This window comes from Microvirga sp. 2YAF29, assembly GCF_052114605.1.
Classification (GTDB): domain Bacteria; phylum Pseudomonadota; class Alphaproteobacteria; order Rhizobiales; family Beijerinckiaceae; genus Microvirga.
Map to the genome: position 1 here is coordinate 298564 of NZ_JBFRFB010000005.1, position 21159 is coordinate 319722.

A 21159-nucleotide genomic window follows, 5' to 3' on the forward strand; every position below is an offset into this window, starting at 1 on the left:
TGCGGCTCTCAATTGAGGAGGCTCGCAGGTGACACCCATGCACCGTCATGGCCGGCCTTGTGCCGGCCATCCCGATCCGAAAAGCGCGGCGCTTTGCACAAGCGTCATCACCGGCACAAGGCCGGTGATGACGTGAGAAAGCCTGTCAGTAACTTTTAGGACGAACTCTCCGGCGAGCCCTCGCCGATATATTCGCGCCAGAGTGCGGTCGCGCCGAGTTGTTCTATGAAAGCAGCGTGAGCTTCACGTTCCGCATCCGTCAAGCGCGAGATCAGGGTGCGCTGGCGGATCTCGCGCGGTGCGCCCGCACCGGAGCGCATGGCGGAACCGGCTCCCTTCGCGGGCTGCGCGGTGAGATCGAAGCCAACCTGGCGGCCGCCGATCAGCTCGATATAGACCTCAGCCAGGATTTCTGAGTCGAGCAACGCGCCGTGCTTCGTGCGCTTGGAATTGTCGATGCCGTAGCGCGAACAGAGCGCATCGAGGCTGTTGCCTGCACCCGGATGCTTGCGCCGCGCCATGAGGAGCGTGTCGACCACGTCGGACAGATTGATCGTCGAGTGGCCGGTGCGCGCGAATTCCGCGTTGATGAAGCCGATATCGAACGGTGCGTTATGGATGACGAGGCGGCCATCGCGGATGAACTCGTTGAACTCGTCGGCGATGGTGGCGAAGACCGGCTTATCGGCGAGAAATTCGTTGCTCAGTCCGTGCACCGCGAAGGCGCCGGGATGAACCGGGAATTCCGGATTGATGTAGACGTGATAGGTCTTGCCGGTGGGGATGTGGTTGAGAAGTTCGACGCAGCCGATTTCGACGATCCGGTCGCCCTTGGCGTGGTCGGTGCCGGTGGTTTCGGTATCGAGAACAATCTCACGCAACATCGTCAAACACCTGTCTTCACAATTTCGTTGTGCCGTCCCGGCCGCCCGGCGAGGCAGGCGAGGATGGATCGCACCTGCGCTCTCGCTGAATCGAAACCCCGGCTGGTATCGACCAGGAAATGCGCGCGGGCGCGCTTCTCCCGATCCGGCATCTGCTTAGCGAGGATCGCACGAAAAGTCTCCTCCGTCATGCCCGGCCGCGCCATGACGCGTTGCCGCTGCACATCTGCGGGTGCGGTCACGACGAGCACGGCATCGCAGCGCTTCTCGCTACTGGTCTCGAACAGCAGCGGAATGTCGAGCACGGCGATGGTCGTCGTGACGGAGGACAAAAATTTTTGTTCTTCCTCACGTACCAAGGGATGCACGATGGATTCGAGCTGCTTCATTTTTTCAGCATCATTCAACACGACCGCACCGAGCTTGCGGCGATCAACAGCTCCATCGACAACGGTGCCGGGAAAAGCCCGCTCGATCAGTGCTGCTGCGCGTCCGCGATAGAGCGCGTGCACGGATGCATCCGCATCGTGAACCGGGACGCCGAGCTGCCGGAAGAGATCGGCGGTGGCCGATTTTCCCATGCCGATGGAGCCGGTGAGTCCCAGAACAAACGTCATGAATGGCTCTCGATATCGGCGACGATCAGCGCGCGCAATCCGGGAGTGACTTGCGGCTTCACGCCGAACCAACGCTCGAAGCCGGGCACCGCCTGATGCAGCAGCATTCCCAAGCCATCGACAATGCGCAATCCGCGTGCTTCGGCAGCAGCGAGAAGTGGCGTGCGCAAGGGGGCATAAACGATATCGGAAACGATCGCGTTGTCCGGTGCCTGTTTCAAATCGATGGGCAAAGGTGACTGGCCTGCCATGCCAAGCGATGTGGTGTTCACGATGAGCTGCGATTGCGCGACACCATGATTGAGTTCGTCCCATGCGAGCGTCTCGATTGTGACCCCGCCGGTGACCCCGAACGCACGCGCCAGTTCCTCGGCGCGATCACGCGTGCGGTTGGTGATGAGGATGCGCTTGAGGGGACGATCCTGAAGACCGGCGACAATGCCGCGCGCCGCGCCTCCCGCGCCGAGAACGAGCGCGGTATCCACATTCTGTTCCCAGCCTGTCCCCAAGGTTTGATCGAGGTTATCCATGAAACCGAGCACATCGGTGTTGTCGCCCCAGATCTGGCCCTTCTCGATCCAGAGCGTGTTGACGGCACCCAACCGCTCGGCCCGCGCCGTCATGCGATCGACAGAAGCGAAGGCTGCTTCCTTATAGGGGATCGTCACGTTGCCGCCGACGAAGCCTTCGCGCGCGAAGCTTTTGAAAAATTCCCCGAAATTCACAGGCGCCACATCGATGCGTTCATACGATCCGTCGATCCCATATTGCTTCAGCCAATAACCATGGATCAGCGGCGAGCGGGAATGCTTGATCGGATGGCCGATGATGAAGGCCTTCTTCATGACGCGGTATTCCTAGAGGGACAGGCAGCCGAGACGGCGCAGGGCTGCGAGAAGCGGGAGCAGGGGAAGACCGAGAATCGTGGAATGGTCGCCCTCGACGGTCTCGAACAGGTGGCTCCCAAGACCTTCATACTGATAGACGCCGACGCTCTGGAGCACATCGGGACCCGCGAGGTCGAGATAAAGCTCGATGGCCTCGTCCGTCAGGTTGCGCATCGTGAGGCACGCACTCGCATCGAATTGCTCGACCACCTTGCCGCCGATGGCAATCGCGCCGGCGGAATGCAGGAAATGTGTCTTGCCCGACAGGGTCTGCAACTTTCGCGCAGCCGCCTTGCGGTTCGGTGCCTTGTGAAACACCACGTCGTCGCAGGCTAGAACCTGATCCGCGCCGAGCACGATCCGATCTGGATTGCGGCGGCTGACGGCAAGCGCCTTCTCGGCGGCCAACCGCGCGGCCAGGACCAACGGATCGAGAGTATTCTTCTGGACATCCGCCTCGATGGCGCGCTCGTCGACCTCGGGTGCCTGCGTCTCCACCGTGAGGCCCGCGCTCATGAGCAGACGCAGGCGCGTGGCGCTGGTGGAAGCGAGCAGCAGTTTTTCCGTCGGTGTCCAGAGTTCGGGCATGGCCTATTCCGCGATGAATTTCAGGCGGTGATCCCGGTAGTGATCGATGATCGCGGCCGCCGTCTCCTCGATGGAGCGGCGGGTCACGTCGATCACCGGCCAGCCATGGCGGGCGAAGAGCCGCCGCGACACCGCGATTTCCTCGGCCACCGCATCACGGTCCACATAGGATGTGTCATCATCCGCGTTGAGACTGAGCAGACGGTTCTGCCTGATCTGAACGATGCGCTCAGGGCTGGCCACCAAGCCGATGATGAGGGCTCTGCGGGCCGTCTCTAGAATCTGCGGCGGCGGGATGCCCGGCACCAGAGGAATATTTGCCGTCTTCAAGCCGCGATTGGCGAGATAGATCGCGGTCGGCGTCTTGGAGGTCCGGCTCACGCCCACGAGAATCACATCCGCAGAGTCGAGATCGTCGGGCAGGTGCCCGTCATCGTGGAGAAGGGTGTAGTTCATGGCGTCGATGCGCTTGAAATATTCCGCGTTCAGCATGTGCTGAGCGCCCGGACGCGCGGTCGAATGGGTGCCGAGATAGGAGGAGAGCAGGGAATGCACCGGCTCGAGCACGGAGAGGAACGGCGAACTCGTTGCCCGGCAGGTCTCCTCCAGGCGATGAGCGAGTTCCGGCTCGACCAATGTATAAAGCACGATGCCCGGCGCGGTCTCGATCTCGCTCAAGACGCGTTCGAGTTGCGTGGTGGAGCGGACCAGCGGATAGACATGCTCGATGGCCGCGACCCCTTCATATTGCGCCACCACCGCGCGAGCGACCGTGATCAGGGTCTCGCCAGTCGAGTCCGAGACGAGATGGAGATGGAAATAGCTGCGTCCCGCCAAGGTCTAACCCCCGCATGTCCGGCTTGGGAAAGGAGTCGATAAGTGTGGATAGAACGGCCTTTCGCCGAGGTCCAGAAAAAGCGCCTGTGAGTTCCCGGACCAATCATCAACAGGGCTGCCCGTTGTGCGACTTATCCGATGACCAATTGGGAGAATCCGGCACGAATCACTTCCAAGCGGAGGATTCAGACTTCGTTAATGTCCGTTAACGGGCTGTTAAGGTTTAAGATTTCGGAAAGGATTGAGGCAGGGCTGCCCCAATCGTAAACGAATGGTTAACGCCCTGGGCAATGTGGACCGCTTGTGGACGGGCTTGCGGCTTTATGATTCACGGCCCAAGAGAAACAATAGATTCTAAGATTCAAAGATTATTAGTTTTAGAGAGGTCCTGTGAACGAGCGTCCCACCAAAGCGATTCTGCGCGTCCTGAACGGCGAACCGGTCTGGCCTCTTCCGATCTGGATCATGCGTCAGGCCGGCCGCTATCTGCCGGAATATCGGGAGACCCGGAAACAGGCAGGTTCCTTTCTCGACCTCTGCTACAATCCGAAGCTTGCCGAGGAGGTAACGTTACAGCCGATTAGACGGTTCCAATTCGACGCCTCGATCCTGTTCTCGGACATTCTCGTCATTCCTCACGCTCTCGGCCAGGATGTGCGCTTCGTCGAGAATGAGGGACCGAAACTCGATCCGGTCACCTCGCAGGAGGATTTTAAGAGGCTTGCCGATGAATTGCCGCTGGAGCGGCTGGAGCCCGTCTTCGAGACGCTGGATCGTCTGAAGTCGTCGCTGCCGAAGGAAACAACGCTTCTGGGCTTCTGCGGGGCACCCTGGACGGTCGCGAGCTATATGATCGCGGGCAAGGGCACCCCGGACCAAGCACCGGCCCGGCTGGCCGCCTATCGCGATCCGTCCTTCATGGACGGGCTCATTGACCGGCTGGTGACCGCCTCGACCGCCTATCTCATCCGCCAGATCGATGCCGGCGCGGAAGCGGTGCAGATTTTCGAGAGCTTCGGCTCGGCGCTGCCGCCTGCTCTGTTCGACCGCCTGTCCCTCAACCCGATCCGCCGGATGGTGGAAGGTTTGAAGGCCGCCCGGCCCCAGGCCAAGGTGATCGTTTTCGTGCGCGGTGGTGGGGCGAACCTCCACCGCTTCGCATCGGCCGGGATCGGCGACGGGCTTGCCCTCGACTGGACCCTCGACCCGGCCCTCGTGCTGCCGACCCTGCCGCAGACCGTCGCGACCCAGGGCAATCTCGATCCGCTGGCGCTGATCGCCGGCGGCGAACCCCTGGAGCAGGGGATCGACCACATTTTGAGTGCGGTGCGTGGGCGTCCGCATATCTTCAATCTCGGCCATGGTATCCTGCCGGAAACGCCGACCGCTCACGTCGAGCAGATGATCGCTCGCGTGAGGGGAGCCTAAAACATGCTGTATCTCTGGCTGAAAGCGTTTCACGTCATCGCCGTCGTCGCCTGGATGGCCGGCATGCTCTATCTGCCGCGGCTCTTCGTCTATCATTGCGAGGCGCAAAAGGGCTCGATCCAGTCCGAGACCTTCAAGATCATGGAGCGCCGGCTGCTCAAGGCGATCATCAACCCGGCGATGATCGTCACCTGGGTGCTCGGCCTTTATCTGCTCTGGGATGGCGGCTGGTACAAATCCGGTTGGATGCACGCCAAGATCGCCCTCGTGCTGATCCTCTCGGGTCTGCACGGCGTCTATGTGCGTCGCCTGAAGGACTTCGCCGCCGACAAGAACACCAAGCCGGCGAAGTACTACCGCATCCTCAACGAGGTCCCGACGGTGCTGATGATCGGCATAGTGATCCTGGTGATCGTGAAGCCGTTCTAGATCAATGCTCAGCTGGATCAGGATTATAACAACTGTCTTGGTTATGGCTTTTGTCGGAGGGCCGACAGAAGCCTTTGTGTCTATGTTTCCGATCAACGGATTTATACCATCGAGCGGAGAGACAATTACAGGGCGTTATGTAATCTCAGATTATATTTCTAATCCTGAGAGGATAGATATTTTTGTTGGAGATCAAAATTGCAGAGGTCTACTTCGTTACAATTATAATGGCGGAGCTTCAGGCTCGTTCACTTGTAAGGACGGTAGAAAAGCCACCTTCGAAACCCGAATAAATGGGTTCTTTGTTTTAAAATCGAGTTCGAACGGCCAAAGCTCCCCTCAATTCTCTCTTGCGGGCCAGGGTCAAATTGACGGATCTCCCTTCACCATCGAATTTAACATGGTCCTTTCTATCCCCTCCGTGTTCTGGTGGCCCTGATCGATTTTTATTCTGACGCCAAACCTCTTGAGAAATCCCGCGAACGCGGCTATAAAGGCGTTCTCTTCCATAAAAGACAGGTTGCGCTGCACGGGGGCCTACATGGCTCTTAAAAACAGTCACTCTTCGTGAGCTGGGCGGCCCTGTCGAACATTTCCCCGATCTCCCCCGCGCACAGTGAACCTGCCCGCGCTTTTACCTCCGAGAGTGTTCCCCGATGAGGGAAATCAAACTTCAAGACCTGAAATCCAAATCCGCCACCGAACTCATCACCTTCGCCGAGGAGCTCGAGGTCGAGAACGCGAGCACGATGCGCAAGCAGGAGCTCATGTTCGCCATCCTCAAGCAGCTCGCTGCCCGTGAGGTGGAGATCATCGGTGCGGGCGTCGTCGAGGTGCTGCAGGACGGCTTCGGCTTCCTCCGCTCGGCCGATTCGAATTACCTGCCGGGACCTGACGACATCTACGTGTCGCCCTCGCAGATCCGGAAATTCGGCCTGCGCACTGGCGATACGGTGGATGGCCCGATTCGCGGACCCAAAGAAGGCGAGCGCTATTTCGCGCTTCTCAAGGTCAACACCATCAATTTCGAGGACCCGGAGAATATCCGGCACAAGGTTCATTTCGATAACCTGACGCCGCTCTTCCCGACCGAGCGCTTCAAGCTCGAGATCGACGATCCGACGCGCAAGGATTTCTCGCCGCGCATCATCGACATCGTGTCGCCCATCGGTAAGGGCCAGCGTGCGCTGATCGTCGCGCCGCCGCGCACCGGTAAGACGGTTCTGATGCAGAACGTGGCGCAGTCGATCACCACCAATCATCCCGAGTGCTACCTCATCGTGCTGCTCATCGACGAGCGCCCCGAGGAAGTGACCGACATGCAGCGCTCCGTGAAGGGCGAGGTCGTGGCCTCCACCTTCGACGAGCCGGCGACCCGCCATGTGCAGGTGGCCGAGATGGTGATCGAGAAGGCCAAGCGCCTGGTGGAGCATGGCCGCGACGTGGTCATCCTGCTCGACTCGATCACCCGTCTGGGCCGCGCCTACAACACGGTGGTTCCGTCCTCCGGCAAGGTGCTGACCGGCGGTGTCGACGCCAACGCGCTCCAGCGCCCGAAGCGCTTCTTCGGTGCTGCCCGTAACATCGAGGAGGGCGGTTCGCTCACCATCATCGCGACGGCGCTCATCGATACCGGCTCGCGCATGGACGAAGTGATCTTCGAAGAGTTCAAGGGCACCGGCAACTCGGAAATCATCCTTGACCGCAAGGTCGCCGACAAGCGCACCTTCCCGGCTATCGACATCACCCGCTCCGGCACTCGTAAGGAAGAGCTGCTGGTGCCGAGCGATACGCTCAAGAAGATGTATGTGCTGCGCCGCATCCTCAACCCGATGGGCACGGTGGACGCCATCGAGTTCCTGCTCGACAAGCTCCGTCAGACCAAGTCGAACCAGGAATTCTTCGACTCGATGAACACGTAATCGGAATACCTGATCGCCGAACTATTCGGCTGCCATCGCCCCATCCTCCGCGCGGAGGGTGGGGTTTTTGTTTGAGTGGTTCCGATGTGATCCGGAGGCCTCAAAATACATCCCGGCAAAGTTCGCCTTGCCCCATGTCCATGCCTGGCAGAAGATTGCGCATCAGCGCGACTTCCGGTGAATTCATGTCCGACCTTGAACTCGATGCCATCGATCTGCGGATCCTGAGCGCCCTGCAATCGGATGGGCGGCTGACCAATCAGGAACTGGCGGATCAGGTCGGCCTGTCGCCTTCACCCTGTTTGCGGCGCGTCCGCCGGTTGGAAAAGGACGGTTACATCCGCACCTATCGCGCGGTCCTGGATCGGGATTCGGTGGGCCTCGGGCTGACCATCTTCGTGGACATCAAGATGGTAAAGCATTCACGGGAAAACGCCGCCGCTCTCCGGGATGCATTGATCGCGATGCCGGAAGTGGTGGCCTGCCACATGGTGTCCGGTAATGCCGATTTCATCGCCGAGATCGTTGTGTCGGATCTCAAGACCTACGAGCGCTTTCTGACCGACCAGCTTCTCACTCTGCCGATGATCGGTGACATTCGGTCGAGCTTTTCCCTCACTCGCGTGAAGTCGGACGGCGCGCTGCCGCTCACCCATCTCAAGCGCGAACTCGCCGGCGAGAAGGTGCGCGAGCTTCTCAAGCATCGGTCGTGAGGTCATTGTTGATGCTCTAGGAATCCTGGTATGGGGCGACCGCTATCATCTCCATGACCTGAACCTTCAGGGCCTCCGATGTCGTGACGGGGAGCGAGCAGCGCTGACCGGCGCAGACGAGAGCCTGCGCGTTCTCGCTCGAGGAGGCGAGGGCGCTTGCCGGGTGGTTCGGGCCCACGCTCTCTCCTGGCTGAAGCCGGCGGGTGCTGCGGTCGAGATAGGGCACCCGCAGCGCTGCATCGTAAAGAGCATCTGCTTTGTTTCCCGTGACGAGAATGGTGAGGCCCCGCAGATGCAGATCGAGGGCATTGAGGATCGAGGTATGACCGAGCGGCGACGACCGCGCGATGCCCAGAAGCTGGGACAGAACCTCGCCCGCCCGCTCGTGATCGGCTTGCGTCTCGGTGATCCGGGCAAGCCGCACGAGGGCTTCGGCAAAGACACCATTGGCGTTGGGCACCGCCTCGTCATGGGTCGGCTGTGGACGCACCACGAGCGGATCGGCGCTTCTCGCCGTCATCGCCAAAGACCCACCGTCCTCGATCATGAATTCCGCCAGCAGCACATCGCGCCAGGTTTGCGCATCCCGCAGATAGGAGACGTCGCCCGTCGCTTCGAACAGCGCGAGGGCAGCCCGCATCATCGCAGCGTGATCGAGGGCGAAGCCGGGGAAGATGAGCGAGCCGCCACGCCATGAATGACCGAGCATCCCATCCCGGTTCATCGACTGGCGAATGAACCGATAGGCCCGTTCTGCAAGTCCGATCCAGTCCGGCCGGTCGAGGAGGGGAACGGCGCGCACCAGGGCCGCGATCATCAGCCCGTTCCAATCGGCCAGCACCTTGTCGTCGAGGCCCGGGCGCACGCGTCCTGCACGCCGCTCCAGCAGCTTGGCCCGCATGATTGCAAGCCGCTCTTCGATCGGGGGAGGGGCTTCTCCGGTGATCAGACGGTTAGGGATGTTGTGGCCTTCGAAGTTTCCCTCACCCGTGATGTCGTAGACCTTGGCGAAGAAGGCGGCATCATCCTCGCCCAGCACTTCGCGGATGTCACTGAGGCTCCAGACATAGAAGCGTCCCTCCTCGCCTTCCGAATCCGCGTCCAAACTCGAAGCGAAGGCACCCTCGGGTGTCACCATCTCCCGTTCGATCCACGTGACGATGCCTTCCGCCGCATCCCGGAACAGAGCACGTCCCGTCTCCGCATAGGCCAGCCCATAGAGTTCCAGCAGCTGCGCATTGTCGTAGAGCATCTTCTCGAAATGCGGCACGAGCCAACGCTCATCCACGGAGTAACGGGCAAAGCCTCCGCCGAGATGATCGCGGATGCCGCCGAGGGCCATTCGCTCCATCGTCAGGAGGAAGCGCTGGCGTGCCTCGATATCGCCTGTGCGCCGCACATAGCGGATGAGGTATTCGAGGATCGGCGGGTTGGGGAACTTCGGCGCGCCCTGGAGGCCACCGTTCTCGGGATCGATGAGCTCCGTCAGCCGCAGGCCCATGCGGTCGAGATCCGCCGGGGCCAGGGTGCCTCCGTCGCCCTCGGTTCCCTTGGCGAGATGCTGCTTCAAGGCGTCCCGATTCTTGAGAATGCGTTCCGGCTCCGCATGATAGAGGCGGCTGATCTCCTGAAGCACCTGGGTGAAACCGGGCCGGCCGAACTTCGGGTCCTTCGGAAAATAGGTTCCGCCCCAGAACGGCTCGCCCTCCGGCGTCAGGAACATGGTGAGCGGCCAGCCGCCCTGTTCGCCGAGGAGGTGGAGGGCGCTCATATAGACATGGTCCACATCGGGCCGCTCCTCCCGGTCCACCTTGATGTTGACGTAGAGCTCGTTCATCACCGCCGCCACACCTAAGTCCTCGAAGCTCTCATGCGCCATCACGTGACACCAATGGCAGGCGGCATAGCCGATGGAGATCAGCACCGGCTTGTTCAGCCGCTTCGCCTCCGCCAGGGCGTCCGGCCCCCATTCCCACCAATGGACAGGATTGTCCTTGTGCTGCAGGAGATAGGGAGAGCTGGCATTCGCGAGGCGATTCATCGATGTGTCTCTCAGGCCGCGAGTTCGCGGGCTTGATCGATTCGGACCTGAACCGATCCTTGCTCCATCTCGCGTCAACGCTTCATCAACCATCAAGTCCCTTAAACCCCAGAGGTTCAAGTCATGCGTTCGGATGACACCATCTTCGCCACTGCCTCCGGTTACGGCCGGGCCGCCGTGTGCCTCATCCGGATCAGCGGACCAGCCAGCCGTTTGGTTTTGGAGACCCTGGGTGGAAGTCTTCCTACGCCGCGCCAGGCCGCCGTCCGCATCCTGCGTGAGCCAGGCACGGGAGAACCCTTAGACCAGGCCCTCGTTCTCTGGATGCCGGGACCGAAGAGCTTTACCGGCGAGGATCAGGCCGAGCTGCATATCCATGGCGGTCTCGCCACCCGCGCAGCGGTGCTCCGCGCCCTCGGCTCAATCCCCGGATGCCGCCCGGCGCAAGCGGGAGAGTTCACCCGCCGGGCCTTCCTTAATGGCCGCATGGACCTCTCCCAGGTCGAGGGTCTCGCCGACGTGATCGACGCTGAGACCGAGGCGCAGCGGCGCCAAGCCATGCTCCAGCTCGAAGGCCGTCTCGGCAACGCCGCCGAGAGCTGGCGCGAAGGCATCCTCCAGGTCCTCGCTCTTCTGGAAGCGAGCCTCGATTTCTCGGACGAGGGCGATGTGCCCGAGGATCTGGAGGCCGATATCCTGGCGCGTATCGACCGGCTTCAGGACGAGATCGGTCGGGCATTGTCCAACCGCAGCGGCGAACGTTTGCGTGAGGGGCTGACTGTCGTTCTCGCCGGACCGCCCAATGCAGGCAAGTCGACCCTTCTCAATGCTCTGGCCCAGCGAGACGTGGCGATCGTCTCCCCCATCGCCGGGACCACCCGCGATGTGATCGAGGTGCGATGTGATCTGGCCGGTCTCCCAGTGATCATCGTCGACACGGCGGGCCTGCGGGAGAGCGGCGACCTGATCGAGCAGGAGGGCGTATCCCGCGCCCGCGCCCGCGCTCAGGATGCGGATCTCGTCTTGTGGCTCGTTCCGCCGGATGGTGCCGTGACCGGTGCACCGCTCTCCCGCCGTTTGTTGAAGGTCGGAACCAAGGCTGATTTGAATCGGGTCCGGCACGATTGCGATCTTCTTGTCTCCGCCGCGACCGGGGAGGGGATTCCCGATCTTATCGACCGTCTTCAGGTGGAAGCGGAAGAAGCCATGAGCCAGGGGGATGCCATTCTCACTCGCGAGCGCCATCGAAAGGCCCTGGAGCGGGCGCATGCCTGCCTCGTGAATGGACGTGAGCTTCTTGCGACCGCCGGCCCCTTGGAATTGGCGGCTGAAGAGGTTCGTCTTGCTTCGAGGGCTGTTGGGGAAATCACCGGACGGGTCGATGTCGAGGATGTTCTCGACCGGCTCTTCTCCAGCTTCTGCATTGGCAAGTAAGCGCCGGTCTGGCCCGGTAAGGATAAAGCGAATCTGTGAGACTCTTCTCGCAGCCTGTTCACGAATCGGTTGATTGGTGCTGAATCCAATCTGCACAGCCTGTGGAGAGCCTGTGTGGAAGCAGTGGAGAGCGCCGATGTTTCACGTGAAACAATTTGCCCTTTTGACCTCTTCCAGGCGAGGACCTAGACCCCTGCCATGGAGACCTTCGTGAGTCATAATTTCGATGTGATCGTGGTCGGTGGCGGCCATGCCGGTGCCGAGGCGGCAGCGGCCTCCGCACGCGTGGGCGCGCGCACCGCGCTCGTAACCCACAAACTCACGACCATTGGCGCGATGTCCTGTAACCCAGCCATCGGCGGCCTCGGCAAGGGCCATCTCGTGCGCGAAATCGATGCCCTGGACGGCGTCATGGGGCGTATCGCCGACCAGGCAGGCATCCAGTTTCGCCTGCTCAATCGACGAAAGGGTCCCGCTGTTCGCGGCCCACGCACCCAGGCGGACCGGAAGCTCTATGCCCGTGCCATGCAGGCCGAGCTGCATCACACGCCGAACCTTACCATCGTCGAGGGGGAGGCGGATGACATTATCGTACAGGATGGCCGGGTTGCGGCCCTGCTTCTGACCGATGGACAGCAGCTCAGGACCGGCGCCGTGGTCATCACCACGGGGACCTTCCTGTCGGGCCTCATTCACATCGGCGAGAAGAAGATTCCTGCAGGCCGCATGGGTGAGCGTCCTTCGCTCGGCCTACCGAAGACCTTCGCACGGCTTGGCTTTACCCTCGGGCGCCTCAAGACTGGTACCCCGCCGCGCCTCGATGGCCGCACCATCGATTGGGCCGGCATCGACAAGCAGGCGGCGGATGATGAGCCGGTGCCTTTCTCGCTCCTGACCGAGAAGATCACGACGCCTCAGATCGAGTGCGGCATCACCCGCACCACGGCTAAGGTCCATGATCTGATCCGGGCTAACCTGCACCGCTCGGCGATGTATTCCGGCGATATCCAAGGCACAGGCCCGCGCTATTGCCCCTCCATCGAGGACAAGGTGGTGCGCTTCGGCGACCGAGATGGACACCAGATATTCCTGGAGCCGGAAGGCCTTGATGATGTCACCATTTATCCCAATGGCATCTCGACCTCTCTCCCGGAGGACGTCCAGCTCGCTTTCCTTAGCGAGATTCCCGGCCTTGAGCGGGTGCGCATGCTCCAGCCGGCTTATGCCATCGAGTATGATTATGTGGACCCCCGCAATCTGACATCAGGGCTCGAAACCAAGGCCGTGAAGGGCCTGTTCCTGGCTGGTCAGATCAATGGTACGACGGGTTATGAAGAGGCGGGCGCCCAAGGCCTCGTCGCCGGCATCAACGCCGCGCGTCGGGCCGATGGCCGGGATAGTGCGGTGTTCGACCGTGCCGAATCCTATATCGGCGTGCTCATCGACGACCTGATTACACGGGGCGTGAGCGAGCCCTATCGCATGTTCACCTCCCGCTCCGAATACCGCCTCAGCCTGCGCATCGATAATGTGGATGAGCGCCTGACGGGCAGGGGCCTTGAGATCGGCTGCGTAGGCTCGAAGCGTGAAGCTCATTTCAAGCACTCGCAAGAGGAGATCCGCTTCGTCCGCAATAAGCTTCAATCTGTCAGCATGAGCCCGCAGGAAGCGGCACGGCATGGCTTAAATTTGAACCAGGACGGGGTCCGCCGCAGCGCCTATCAGCTACTGTCTTATCCAAGCATCGGATGGGCCGAGATCACGAAGGCTTGGCCGGAGCTGGAATCCGTCAGTTCCCAGGTGCAGGAGCGGCTGGAAACGGATGCGACCTATGCCGTGTACCTGGATCGTCAACAGGCCGATATCGCTGCCTATCGCCGAGATGAGGGGATCGTGCTGGAAGAGGCGTTGGACTTCAGTGGTCTACCGGGCTTGTCGAACGAGATTAAGGCCAAGCTCGATCTCGTTCGGCCCAAGACTCTCGGCCAAGCCGCCCGCATTGAGGGCATCACACCTGCAGCGCTGACGCTTCTGGCAGCACATGCCAAAAAGTCGTCCCGTTTTAGTCGATCCGTCGATTCGGCGGCGTCATGATGGCAAGCTCTACCACATCGAAGATCGATGTTTCACGTGAAACACGAGAAAAGCTTGAGCTTCTGGAGCGTGAGCTTCGCCGTTGGCAAAAGGTCAAGAATCTCGTCGGCCCAGCGACCCTCGACCAGATTTGGGATCGCCATATCGTCGATTCGCTTCAGCTCCTCGACCTCGCGCCTCAAGCCAAGACATGGATCGATCTCGGCTCAGGGGCGGGCTTTCCGGGTCTGGTCTTGGCCATCGCAGGACAGGAGAGGGGTCTGAAGGTCTATCTCGTCGAGAGCAATTCCCGCAAATGCGCCTTCCTGCGTGAGATTACACGCCTCACAGGAGCCCAGGCTAGTATCCGTGCGGCTCGTCTAGAAACCGTGATCCCCGGCTTCGTGGGCCAAGCCGATGTGGTCTCCGCCCGTGCGCTCGCCTCATTAACCCAGCTTCTAGAATGGACTGAACCCATGTTGAAAGCGGGGGCAATTGGCCTCTTTCCTAAAGGGAGGGACGCCGAGATTGAATTGACCGAGGCCCGGAAAAGGTGGACATTCGAGGCAGATATCCTGCCAAGCCGCACCGATTCCGAAGCCAGGATTCTCCGCATAACTTCCATCGAGAGCCTATCATGATGACCGACCACAGCGGACCTGAAGCTGGAGCGCGTGGGCCTAAGCCCCGTGTGCTTGTGCTTGCCAACCAGAAGGGCGGAGTCGGAAAGACGACCACCGCCATCAATCTCGGCACCGCCTTGGCGGCCATTGGCGAGAAGGTTCTGATCGTTGATCTCGACCCGCAGGGCAACGCCTCGACCGGTCTGGGCATTGACCGGAAGAACCGTCAGGTCTCGACCTATCATGTTCTTGCCGGCGAAGCTTCGCTCGCGGAGAGCATTACCGAGACAGTCGTGCCCGGATTATACGTCGCGCCTTCGACGCTCGACCTGCTCGGCATTGAATTGGAGATCGCAAGCGAGCGTAACAGGGCTCACAGGCTTCGCTCGGCAATTCAGGCGCTTTGGGGTGAAAAGGTAACGGAACCCTTTACCTATATTTTAATCGACTGCCCACCTTCGCTAAATCTTTTGACCATCAATGCGCTAACGGCTGCAGACGCGGTTCTAGTGCCCTTGCAATGCGAATTTTTTGCTCTGGAAGGCCTCAGCCAGCTGCTCAAGACGGTCGAACAGGTCCGTTCCGCACTCAATCCGGAGCTGACGATTCACGGCGTGGTGCTCACCATGTTCGACCCGCGCAACAATCTGTCGGGGCAGGTCGTGGCCGATGTTCGCCAGTTCATGGGCGACAAGGTTTACGAGACGATGATCCCGCGCAACGTGCGCGTGTCCGAGGCGCCGTCCCACGGCAAGCCGGTGCTGCTCTACGACATCAAGTGCACAGGCTCTCAGGCCTATCTCCGTTTGGCATCCGAAATCATTCAGCGCGAACGTTCCCTGCGCGCCGCGTAACAAGAGTTGAGAAGAACAATGGCGAAAGAAGTGAAGTCGTCCCTCGGCCGTGGCCTTGCCGCGTTGATCGGCGAAGTCGGCGATGAGATCGGCACGATCCAGAGCAACAAAGGTGGGCAGAAGAAGGTGCCTGTCGAGTTCCTCACGCCGAACCCGCGCAATCCGCGAAAAGTTTTCGAGGATGCGGAGCTGCAGGAATTGACCCAGTCCATCAAAGACCGCGGCATCATTCAGCCCATCGTTGTGCGGCCCGTGCCGAATAAGCACGATTCTTATGAGATCGTGGCCGGTGAGCGCCGTTGGCGCGCGTCGCAGAAAGCGGGTTTGCATGAGGTTCCGGTCGTCGTCGTCAATATCGACGACAAGACCTCGCTCGAATACGCCATTCTCGAAAATGTCCAGCGCGCCGACCTCAATCCCATCGAAGAGGCCGAAGGCTATGCGCGGCTGATGGCCGAATTCTCCTACACGCAGGAGAACCTGTCGAAGATCATCGGCAAGAGCCGCAGCCACATCGCCAACATGATGCGCCTCACCGACCTGCCCGGTCCGGTGAAGAAGCTCCTCGTCGACCGCAAGCTCTCCGCCGGTCACGGTCGAGCGCTTCTGGCGGTGAAGGACCCCGCATCGGTGGCGAAACAGGTGATCGATCAGGGGATGAGCGTTCGCCAAGTCGAGGCCATCGCGCAGACCGACAATGCCGAGCCGACCAAGTTGGAGACCAAGTCTGCCGCGAAGGCGAAAGCCGAGAAGGATCCGGACACCCGTGCCCTCGAGCGCGTGCTCCAGGACGTCCTGGGCCTCACCGTCTCCATCGACCACAAGAGCAGCGGCGGCGAATTACGTATTCGCTACAAGACCTTGGAACAGCTCGACGGCCTCTGCCGGCGGTTGAATCCTTAATCCAACAAACCTATCGCAATACTTCCATAGGTTACTTCGCGCAGGATACAGCTGCGGACCAATGGCCTGTATTGCTTAATGGCAAAGCAAGAAGCATCGCCTTTTACACAACTGCTGCCTTGGCTAGACAAATAGATTTTCTGTTTCACTAGATACGCTAGATCTAGCTTGGGTTTAGATTCACACTAATGCTGCGCCCTTCAGCATTCAGGTAATCGATGGCTATTCCATTTAGCGACCCTCAAGTCGAAGCCGCATTCAAAGCGTATCCTGTTGTTCTCAGAAAGCCATTGCTGCGGGTAAGAGACCTTATTCTTGAAACCGCTTATGACATCGATCTTGTTGGAGAGATCATTGAGACTTTGAAGTGGGGGCAGCCAGCTTATCTGCCCTCACGACCGAAGGTCGGAACCACCATTAGAGTCGACGCCATGAAGGCAGAGGCTTTGCGCTATGCCGTTTTCTTTCACTGTCAAACAAGCCTCGTCTCCACATTCCGCGAACTCTATCCGGGCGAATTCACGTTCCAAGACAATCGGGCATTGGTTTTCACAGTTGGCGACGAATTTCCTATAGCTCCATTCAAGCATTGCGTGGCGATGGCGTTAACTTATCATCAGGGACGTGGGAGCCGAAATAAGTCTCTGATTGGTCTCGAACAGTAATAAGCAAGTTCAGCGCCGCGCCGAGCGCGCGATGTCGAGCAAGGTTTTCGCGGCAATCGTATCGGCGAGATGCGACATGCGCCGGGTTTCGAGCAGGCTTGTCTGCAGCAAGGTAATTGCCAGTTTCAGCCGCTCGCTCGTCCACTTCTGAAGGTCGCGCTCGACCAGGGGTTTGCGCCTAAAATGCAGGCTGCGCATGGTTTCCATGACGGTCGGAATCGGGCGGCCTTCCTCCACAGTGAGCCGGGCCGTGAGCAGCATGAAGGCATGGCGCAGCGCGGCACCGAGTACGACGGAAGCGTGTACGCCCTCGGCGGCAAGGCGGCGCGAGCCGGTTTCGAGCCCCGTGCCTTCGCCACCGAAAGCCGCATCGACCACCGCATCCATCGCAAGGCTCGATACGTCGCTCATGATCGCATCGACGTCTTCAAGGGTGATTTCGCGTTGTCCATGCGCGTAGAGCATGAGTTTGGAGAGTTCGCCGCGCGTCGCCAGGCGGTCGCCGCCGAGGCTGGCGATAAGGGCGGTGCGGGCATCGCGTGAGATCGAAAGGCCGTTGTTTTTCAAGGTGTCGTCGACCACCGTGCCGAGATCGCGGCCGGTATCGGCATAGCAGGGCAGGGCAAGAGCCTTCTGAGAACGCTCGCAAAGGGTCCGCAGGGGCGAGGATTTCTGAAGGTCACCGCCCTCGATGACAATCACCGTGTCCTGCAACTCGCCCTTGAGCACCGCATCCACGGCGGGCGCGATGTTGCGCGAGGTGGACTTGATCCAAAGCGCCCGCTTGCCGCCGAACAGGCCCATAGTGCCCGCCTCGTCGGCCAAACGGCCGGGATCGGAGGCGATGTCGTCTCCATCGATGCGGATGAGCTGGAAGGGATCGGCAGAGTCATCGACCGAGCGTTCCGCAAGGGCGCGGGCGCGCTCATTGATGAGGCCCATGTCGGGTCCATAGAATAGAAACACGCCGATCTGTGGATTGGGGCGCCGTAGCACCCCTTCCACGTCACCGGCCTTGACGGCGACCATAGGCGATCAGCTGCCGGCAGGTGCTGCGGACAGCGTCGCCGCCAGTCTGGTTTTCACTTCTTCCGTCAAGACCTTAGCCAGACGAACCTCCGCATCGCGTCCTGCACGGATAGAGGCGAAACGCTGCTGGTAGCGGTCATAGGACGTGGTGTTGGTGGCCGATCCTTGGGTGTAGACCGTCTTCCCGTCCAGGCTCGTCAGGGTATAGGTCAGCGTGCCGTTGACGATGGCCGAGCTGGCGCGGCCCGTTTCCGTATCGACGATGGGTGCACTGATGGTCCGCGTCAGGGCGAGCCGCAGCTTATAGCGCTTCGGCGTGTCGGAGCCCGAGCCGTTGAGCGCGTAGATCAGCGCGCTGCGCAGATAATGGCCCATCACCGCCTGGCTGTCCGGCCAATCGATCTCCGGCACGTCGATGGCGGCGAGCACGGACTGAAGTGATTCGCCTGAGGCCGTCGGGCTGTAGAGTGGCTTGAAGCAGGCGGACAGGCCGAGCGAGAGGCCTGCCACGAGAGCAAGGCGAGCCAAGGGCTTCAAGGTCAAGGGCTTCTTGGAAAACCCTTTGAGATTAAGCGACGACATTCACGATCCTCTGGGGAACGACGATGATCTTGCGGGCAGGTTTCCCTTCCATAGCCTTTTGCACGGCATCAAGCGAGAGCACAGCTGCCTCAATCGTCGCCTGATCCGCATCGCGGGCCACGGTGACATCGGCGCGCTTCTTGCCGTTGACCTGGACAGGCAGGGTAACCGTGTCCTCGACGAGCAGCGAGCGTTCGACGACCGGCCAGGCGGTATCCGTAACGAGGCCCGGCTGGTTCAGAGACGCCCAGCATTCCTCCGCCAGATGCGGCATCATCGGAGCGAGCAATTGCACGAAGATGCGTCCGGCCTCGCCGAAAGCGGCGGACAGGCCGGGCTCATTGGCGGTTTTCGCCTGGCTAGCCAGATCCTGGAGGGAATTGGCGAGCTCGTAGAGATGCGCCACGCAGCGATTGAAGCGCAGGCGCTCCACATCCTCTTCCACGGCAGCCAGCGCCTTGTGCGCGGCCTTGCGGACAGCCAAACCGATGGGGCCGTCAGCTGCAGCGCCGTCGCCGCCTGCCATACGCTCCGCGATTTCGCCGATGAGGCGCCATACGCGCTGCACGAAGCGGCCTGCGCCCTGCACGCCTTCCTCGGTCCAGATCACATCGCGCTCAGGGGGCGAGTCGGAGAGCATGAACCAGCGTGCGGTGTCTGCGCCGTAGGATGCGATGATTTCGTCCGGATCGACCGTGTTCTTCTTCGACTTCGACATCTTCTCGATGGAGCCGATCTCGATGGGCGCACCGCTCTCCACATGGAAGGCTTTGCGGGTTGCGCCTTGCACCTCGAAGCGCACGTCGGAGGGCAGGACCCAGGCGCCCTTGGCGTCCTTATAGGTCTCGTGCACTACCATCCCTTGAGTGAACAGGCCGGCGAAGGGCTCGTCCAGGCCGGCATGGCCGGTCTTTTTCATCGCGCGGGTGAAGAAGCGCGAATAGAGCAGATGCAGGATCGCGTGCTCGATGCCGCCGATATACTGATCGACCGGCAGCCAGGCATCGACCGTTGCGCGGTCGGTGGGCTTATCCGTCAGGGTCGGGTCGGTGAAGCGGGCGAAGTACCAGGACGAATCCACGAAGGTGTCCATGGTGTCCGTCTCACGGCGGGCCGCCTTGCCGCATGTCGGGCAATCCACGCGCTTCCAGCTCGCGTGGCGGTCAAGCGGGTTGCCCGGCACGTCGAAGGACACGTCCTCCGGCAGAACCACGGGCAGCTGATCCTTGGGCACCGGCACCACGCCGCAATCGTCGCAATGGATGATCGGGATCGGGCAGCCCCAGTAGCGCTGGCGCGAGATGCCCCAGTCGCGCAGGCGGAAATTGACCTTGCGCTCGCCCACCGGACGGTTGCCAAGAGTCTCGGATTCCAAGCGGCGGGCGACCTCTTCCTTCGCCTCATCGATGGTCATGCCGTCGAGAAAGCGGGAATTGATCATGCGGCCGTCGCCGTCATAGGCGATGTCGGTGACCACGAAGGACGCAGGGTCCACATCGGGCGGGCAGACGACAGGCGTGTTGCCGAGGCCGTATTTGTTGACGAAATCCAGGTCACGCTGATCGTGCGCCGGGCAGCCGAAGATGGCGCCGGTGCCATATTCCATCAGGATGAAGTTCGCGACGTAAACGGGCAGCGTCCAGTTCGGGTCGAGCGGATGCACGGCGCGCACGCCGGTGTCGAAGCCGAGCTTCTCCGCCTTGTCGATGGCCTCCTGCGCCGTGCCGACGCGCTTGGCTTCCTCGATGAAGGCGGCGAGTTCCGGGTTCTTCTCGGCAGCGGCTTTCGCCAGCGGATGATCGGGCGCAACAGCCATGAACTTCGCGCCGAACAGGGTGTCGGGACGCGTAGTGTAGATCTGCAGCTCGGTCTCGCCGTTCGGCACCGTCTCGGGCTTCAAGGCGAAACGCACCATCAGGCCCTCGGAGCGGCCGATCCAGTTGCGCTGCATCAGGCGCACCTTCTCAGGCCAGCGGTCCAAGGTGTCGAGCCGCTCGTCGAGATCCTGTGCGTAATCGGTGATCTTCAAAAACCACTGGGTCAGCTCGCGCTGCTCCACCAAGGCGCCGGAGCGCCAGCCGCGCCCGTCGATCACCTGCTCGTTGGCGAGCACGGTGTGGTCCACCGGATCCCAGTTCACCTTCGCGGTCTTGCGGTCCACGAGGCCCTTTTCCAGGAAATCGATGAACATGCGCTGCTGGTGCTTGTAATAGCTCGGATCGCAGGTCGCGATCTCGCGGCTCCAGTCGATGGACAGGCCCATGCTCTGCAGCTGGGTGCGCATGGTCGCGATATTGGCATAGGTCCATTCCTTGGGGTGGACCTTGTTCTGCATCGCGGCGTTTTCCGCCGGCATGCCGAAGGCGTCCCAGCCCATCGGATGGAGCACGTTGAAACCCTTGGCTCGCTTGTAGCGCGCCACCACGTCGCCCATGGTGTAGTTGCGCACGTGACCCATATGGATGCGCCCCGACGGATAGGGAAACATCTCAAGCACGTAGTATTTCGGACGCGGGTCGTAGTTGTCGGTCTTGAACAGGTTGCCGTCGTTCCAGACCTTACGCCATTTCAGCTCGGCTTCCTTGGCGTTGTAGCGCTCGGGCCTCATTTTCCGTCTTTATCCGTCGTTTAGAGGTTCATGCGGCTTGCG

Annotated in this window: 19 protein-coding genes; 10 read left to right on the plus strand and 9 right to left on the minus strand. The window is 60.9% G+C overall.

Annotation, left to right across the window (positions count from 1 at the left end):
• Positions 1–155: 155 nt before the first annotated feature.
• Genes dnaQ through AB4Y85_RS09465 form a run of 5 tightly spaced genes read right to left on the minus strand, consistent with a single transcriptional unit; the run spans position 156 to position 3813 of the window.
• On the minus strand, positions 156–884 hold the full coding sequence (dnaQ, locus tag AB4Y85_RS09445) for a DNA polymerase III subunit epsilon (protein WP_441984619.1): 729 nt from the start codon (positions 882–884) through the stop codon (positions 156–158).
• Between the two features lie 2 nt (positions 885–886).
• Positions 887–1501 carry a dephospho-CoA kinase gene (gene coaE / locus AB4Y85_RS09450; protein ID WP_441984620.1) on the minus strand — a complete coding sequence of 205 codons (615 nt, stop codon included), beginning with the start codon at positions 1499–1501 and terminating at the stop codon, positions 887–889.
• Positions 1498–2346 carry a shikimate dehydrogenase gene (locus tag AB4Y85_RS09455; RefSeq protein WP_441984621.1) on the minus strand — a complete coding sequence of 283 codons (849 nt, stop codon included), beginning with the start codon at positions 2344–2346 and terminating at the stop codon, positions 1498–1500. The genes coaE and AB4Y85_RS09455 overlap by 4 nt, the downstream gene beginning before the upstream one ends.
• A gap of 12 nt (positions 2347–2358) precedes the next feature.
• Positions 2359–2976: a Maf family protein gene (locus tag AB4Y85_RS09460; protein ID WP_441984622.1), complete on the minus strand. Its 618-nt coding sequence runs from the start codon at positions 2974–2976 to the stop codon at positions 2359–2361.
• Positions 2977–2979: 3 nt separating this feature from the next.
• Positions 2980–3813, minus strand: coding sequence for a pyruvate, water dikinase regulatory protein (locus AB4Y85_RS09465; RefSeq protein WP_441984623.1), 834 nt, complete (start codon positions 3811–3813; stop codon positions 2980–2982).
• A gap of 390 nt (positions 3814–4203) precedes the next feature.
• Between AB4Y85_RS09465 and hemE the strand changes: the two genes are divergently transcribed.
• The 4 genes from hemE (at position 4204) to AB4Y85_RS09485 (ending at position 8305) form a co-directional block, all read left to right on the plus strand.
• Complete coding sequence (gene hemE / locus AB4Y85_RS09470) at positions 4204–5241, plus strand: uroporphyrinogen decarboxylase (protein WP_441984624.1); 1038 nt, start codon at positions 4204–4206, stop codon at positions 5239–5241.
• A 6-nt stretch (positions 5242–5247) separates the two neighbouring features.
• A complete protein-coding gene (hemJ, locus tag AB4Y85_RS09475; RefSeq protein ID WP_441984664.1) occupies positions 5248–5670 on the plus strand; it encodes a protoporphyrinogen oxidase HemJ in 423 nt (140 codons plus the stop codon).
• 656 nt (positions 5671–6326) lie between these two features.
• Complete coding sequence (rho, locus tag AB4Y85_RS09480) at positions 6327–7592, plus strand: transcription termination factor Rho (RefSeq protein WP_441984625.1); 1266 nt, start codon at positions 6327–6329, stop codon at positions 7590–7592.
• A 185-nt stretch (positions 7593–7777) separates the two neighbouring features.
• The gene (locus tag AB4Y85_RS09485; RefSeq protein WP_441984626.1) at positions 7778–8305 is read left to right on the plus strand and encodes an Lrp/AsnC family transcriptional regulator; all 528 of its coding nucleotides are present in this window, start codon (positions 7778–7780) and stop codon (positions 8303–8305) included.
• Positions 8306–8321: 16 nt separating this feature from the next.
• Here the strand turns inward: AB4Y85_RS09485 and AB4Y85_RS09490 are convergent, their stop codons facing one another.
• The gene (locus AB4Y85_RS09490; protein WP_441984627.1) at positions 8322–10346 is read right to left on the minus strand and encodes a thioredoxin domain-containing protein; all 2025 of its coding nucleotides are present in this window, start codon (positions 10344–10346) and stop codon (positions 8322–8324) included.
• A 123-nt stretch (positions 10347–10469) separates the two neighbouring features.
• Between AB4Y85_RS09490 and mnmE the strand changes: the two genes are divergently transcribed.
• The 6 genes from mnmE to AB4Y85_RS09520 all read left to right on the plus strand — a co-directional run bounded on the left by mnmE (position 10470) and on the right by AB4Y85_RS09520 (position 16898).
• Entirely contained in the window at positions 10470–11780 is a 1311-nt protein-coding gene (gene mnmE / locus AB4Y85_RS09495; protein WP_441984628.1) for a tRNA uridine-5-carboxymethylaminomethyl(34) synthesis GTPase MnmE, read from the plus strand.
• 210 nt (positions 11781–11990) lie between these two features.
• Positions 11991–13874, plus strand: a complete 1884-nt coding sequence (gene mnmG / locus AB4Y85_RS09500) for a tRNA uridine-5-carboxymethylaminomethyl(34) synthesis enzyme MnmG (RefSeq protein WP_441984629.1) — start codon at positions 11991–11993, stop codon at positions 13872–13874.
• On the plus strand, positions 13871–14494 hold the full coding sequence (rsmG, locus tag AB4Y85_RS09505) for a 16S rRNA (guanine(527)-N(7))-methyltransferase RsmG (protein WP_441984630.1): 624 nt from the start codon (positions 13871–13873) through the stop codon (positions 14492–14494). The genes mnmG and rsmG overlap by 4 nt, the downstream gene beginning before the upstream one ends.
• Complete coding sequence (locus tag AB4Y85_RS09510; RefSeq protein WP_441984631.1) at positions 14491–15330, plus strand: ParA family protein; 840 nt, start codon at positions 14491–14493, stop codon at positions 15328–15330. The genes rsmG and AB4Y85_RS09510 overlap by 4 nt, the downstream gene beginning before the upstream one ends.
• Positions 15331–15348: 18 nt before the next feature.
• On the plus strand, positions 15349–16233 hold the full coding sequence (locus AB4Y85_RS09515) for a ParB/RepB/Spo0J family partition protein (protein WP_441984632.1): 885 nt from the start codon (positions 15349–15351) through the stop codon (positions 16231–16233).
• A gap of 218 nt (positions 16234–16451) precedes the next feature.
• Positions 16452–16898, plus strand: coding sequence for a DUF1801 domain-containing protein (locus tag AB4Y85_RS09520; protein WP_441984633.1), 447 nt, complete (start codon positions 16452–16454; stop codon positions 16896–16898).
• Between the two features lie 9 nt (positions 16899–16907).
• Here AB4Y85_RS09520 and holA read toward each other — a convergent pair whose 3' ends face one another.
• The 3 genes from holA to leuS are packed head-to-tail and all read right to left on the minus strand — an operon-like array spanning position 16908 to position 21117.
• Positions 16908–17927 carry a DNA polymerase III subunit delta gene (gene holA / locus AB4Y85_RS09525; RefSeq protein WP_441984634.1) on the minus strand — a complete coding sequence of 340 codons (1020 nt, stop codon included), beginning with the start codon at positions 17925–17927 and terminating at the stop codon, positions 16908–16910.
• 6 nt (positions 17928–17933) lie between these two features.
• Positions 17934–18509 (minus strand): LPS assembly lipoprotein LptE, encoded by a 576-nt coding sequence (gene lptE, locus AB4Y85_RS09530; protein WP_441984635.1) that lies wholly within the window; start codon positions 18507–18509, stop codon positions 17934–17936.
• The gene (leuS, locus tag AB4Y85_RS09535; protein WP_441984636.1) at positions 18496–21117 is read right to left on the minus strand and encodes a leucine--tRNA ligase; all 2622 of its coding nucleotides are present in this window, start codon (positions 21115–21117) and stop codon (positions 18496–18498) included. The genes lptE and leuS overlap by 14 nt, the downstream gene beginning before the upstream one ends.
• Positions 21118–21159: the final 42 nt, after the last annotated feature.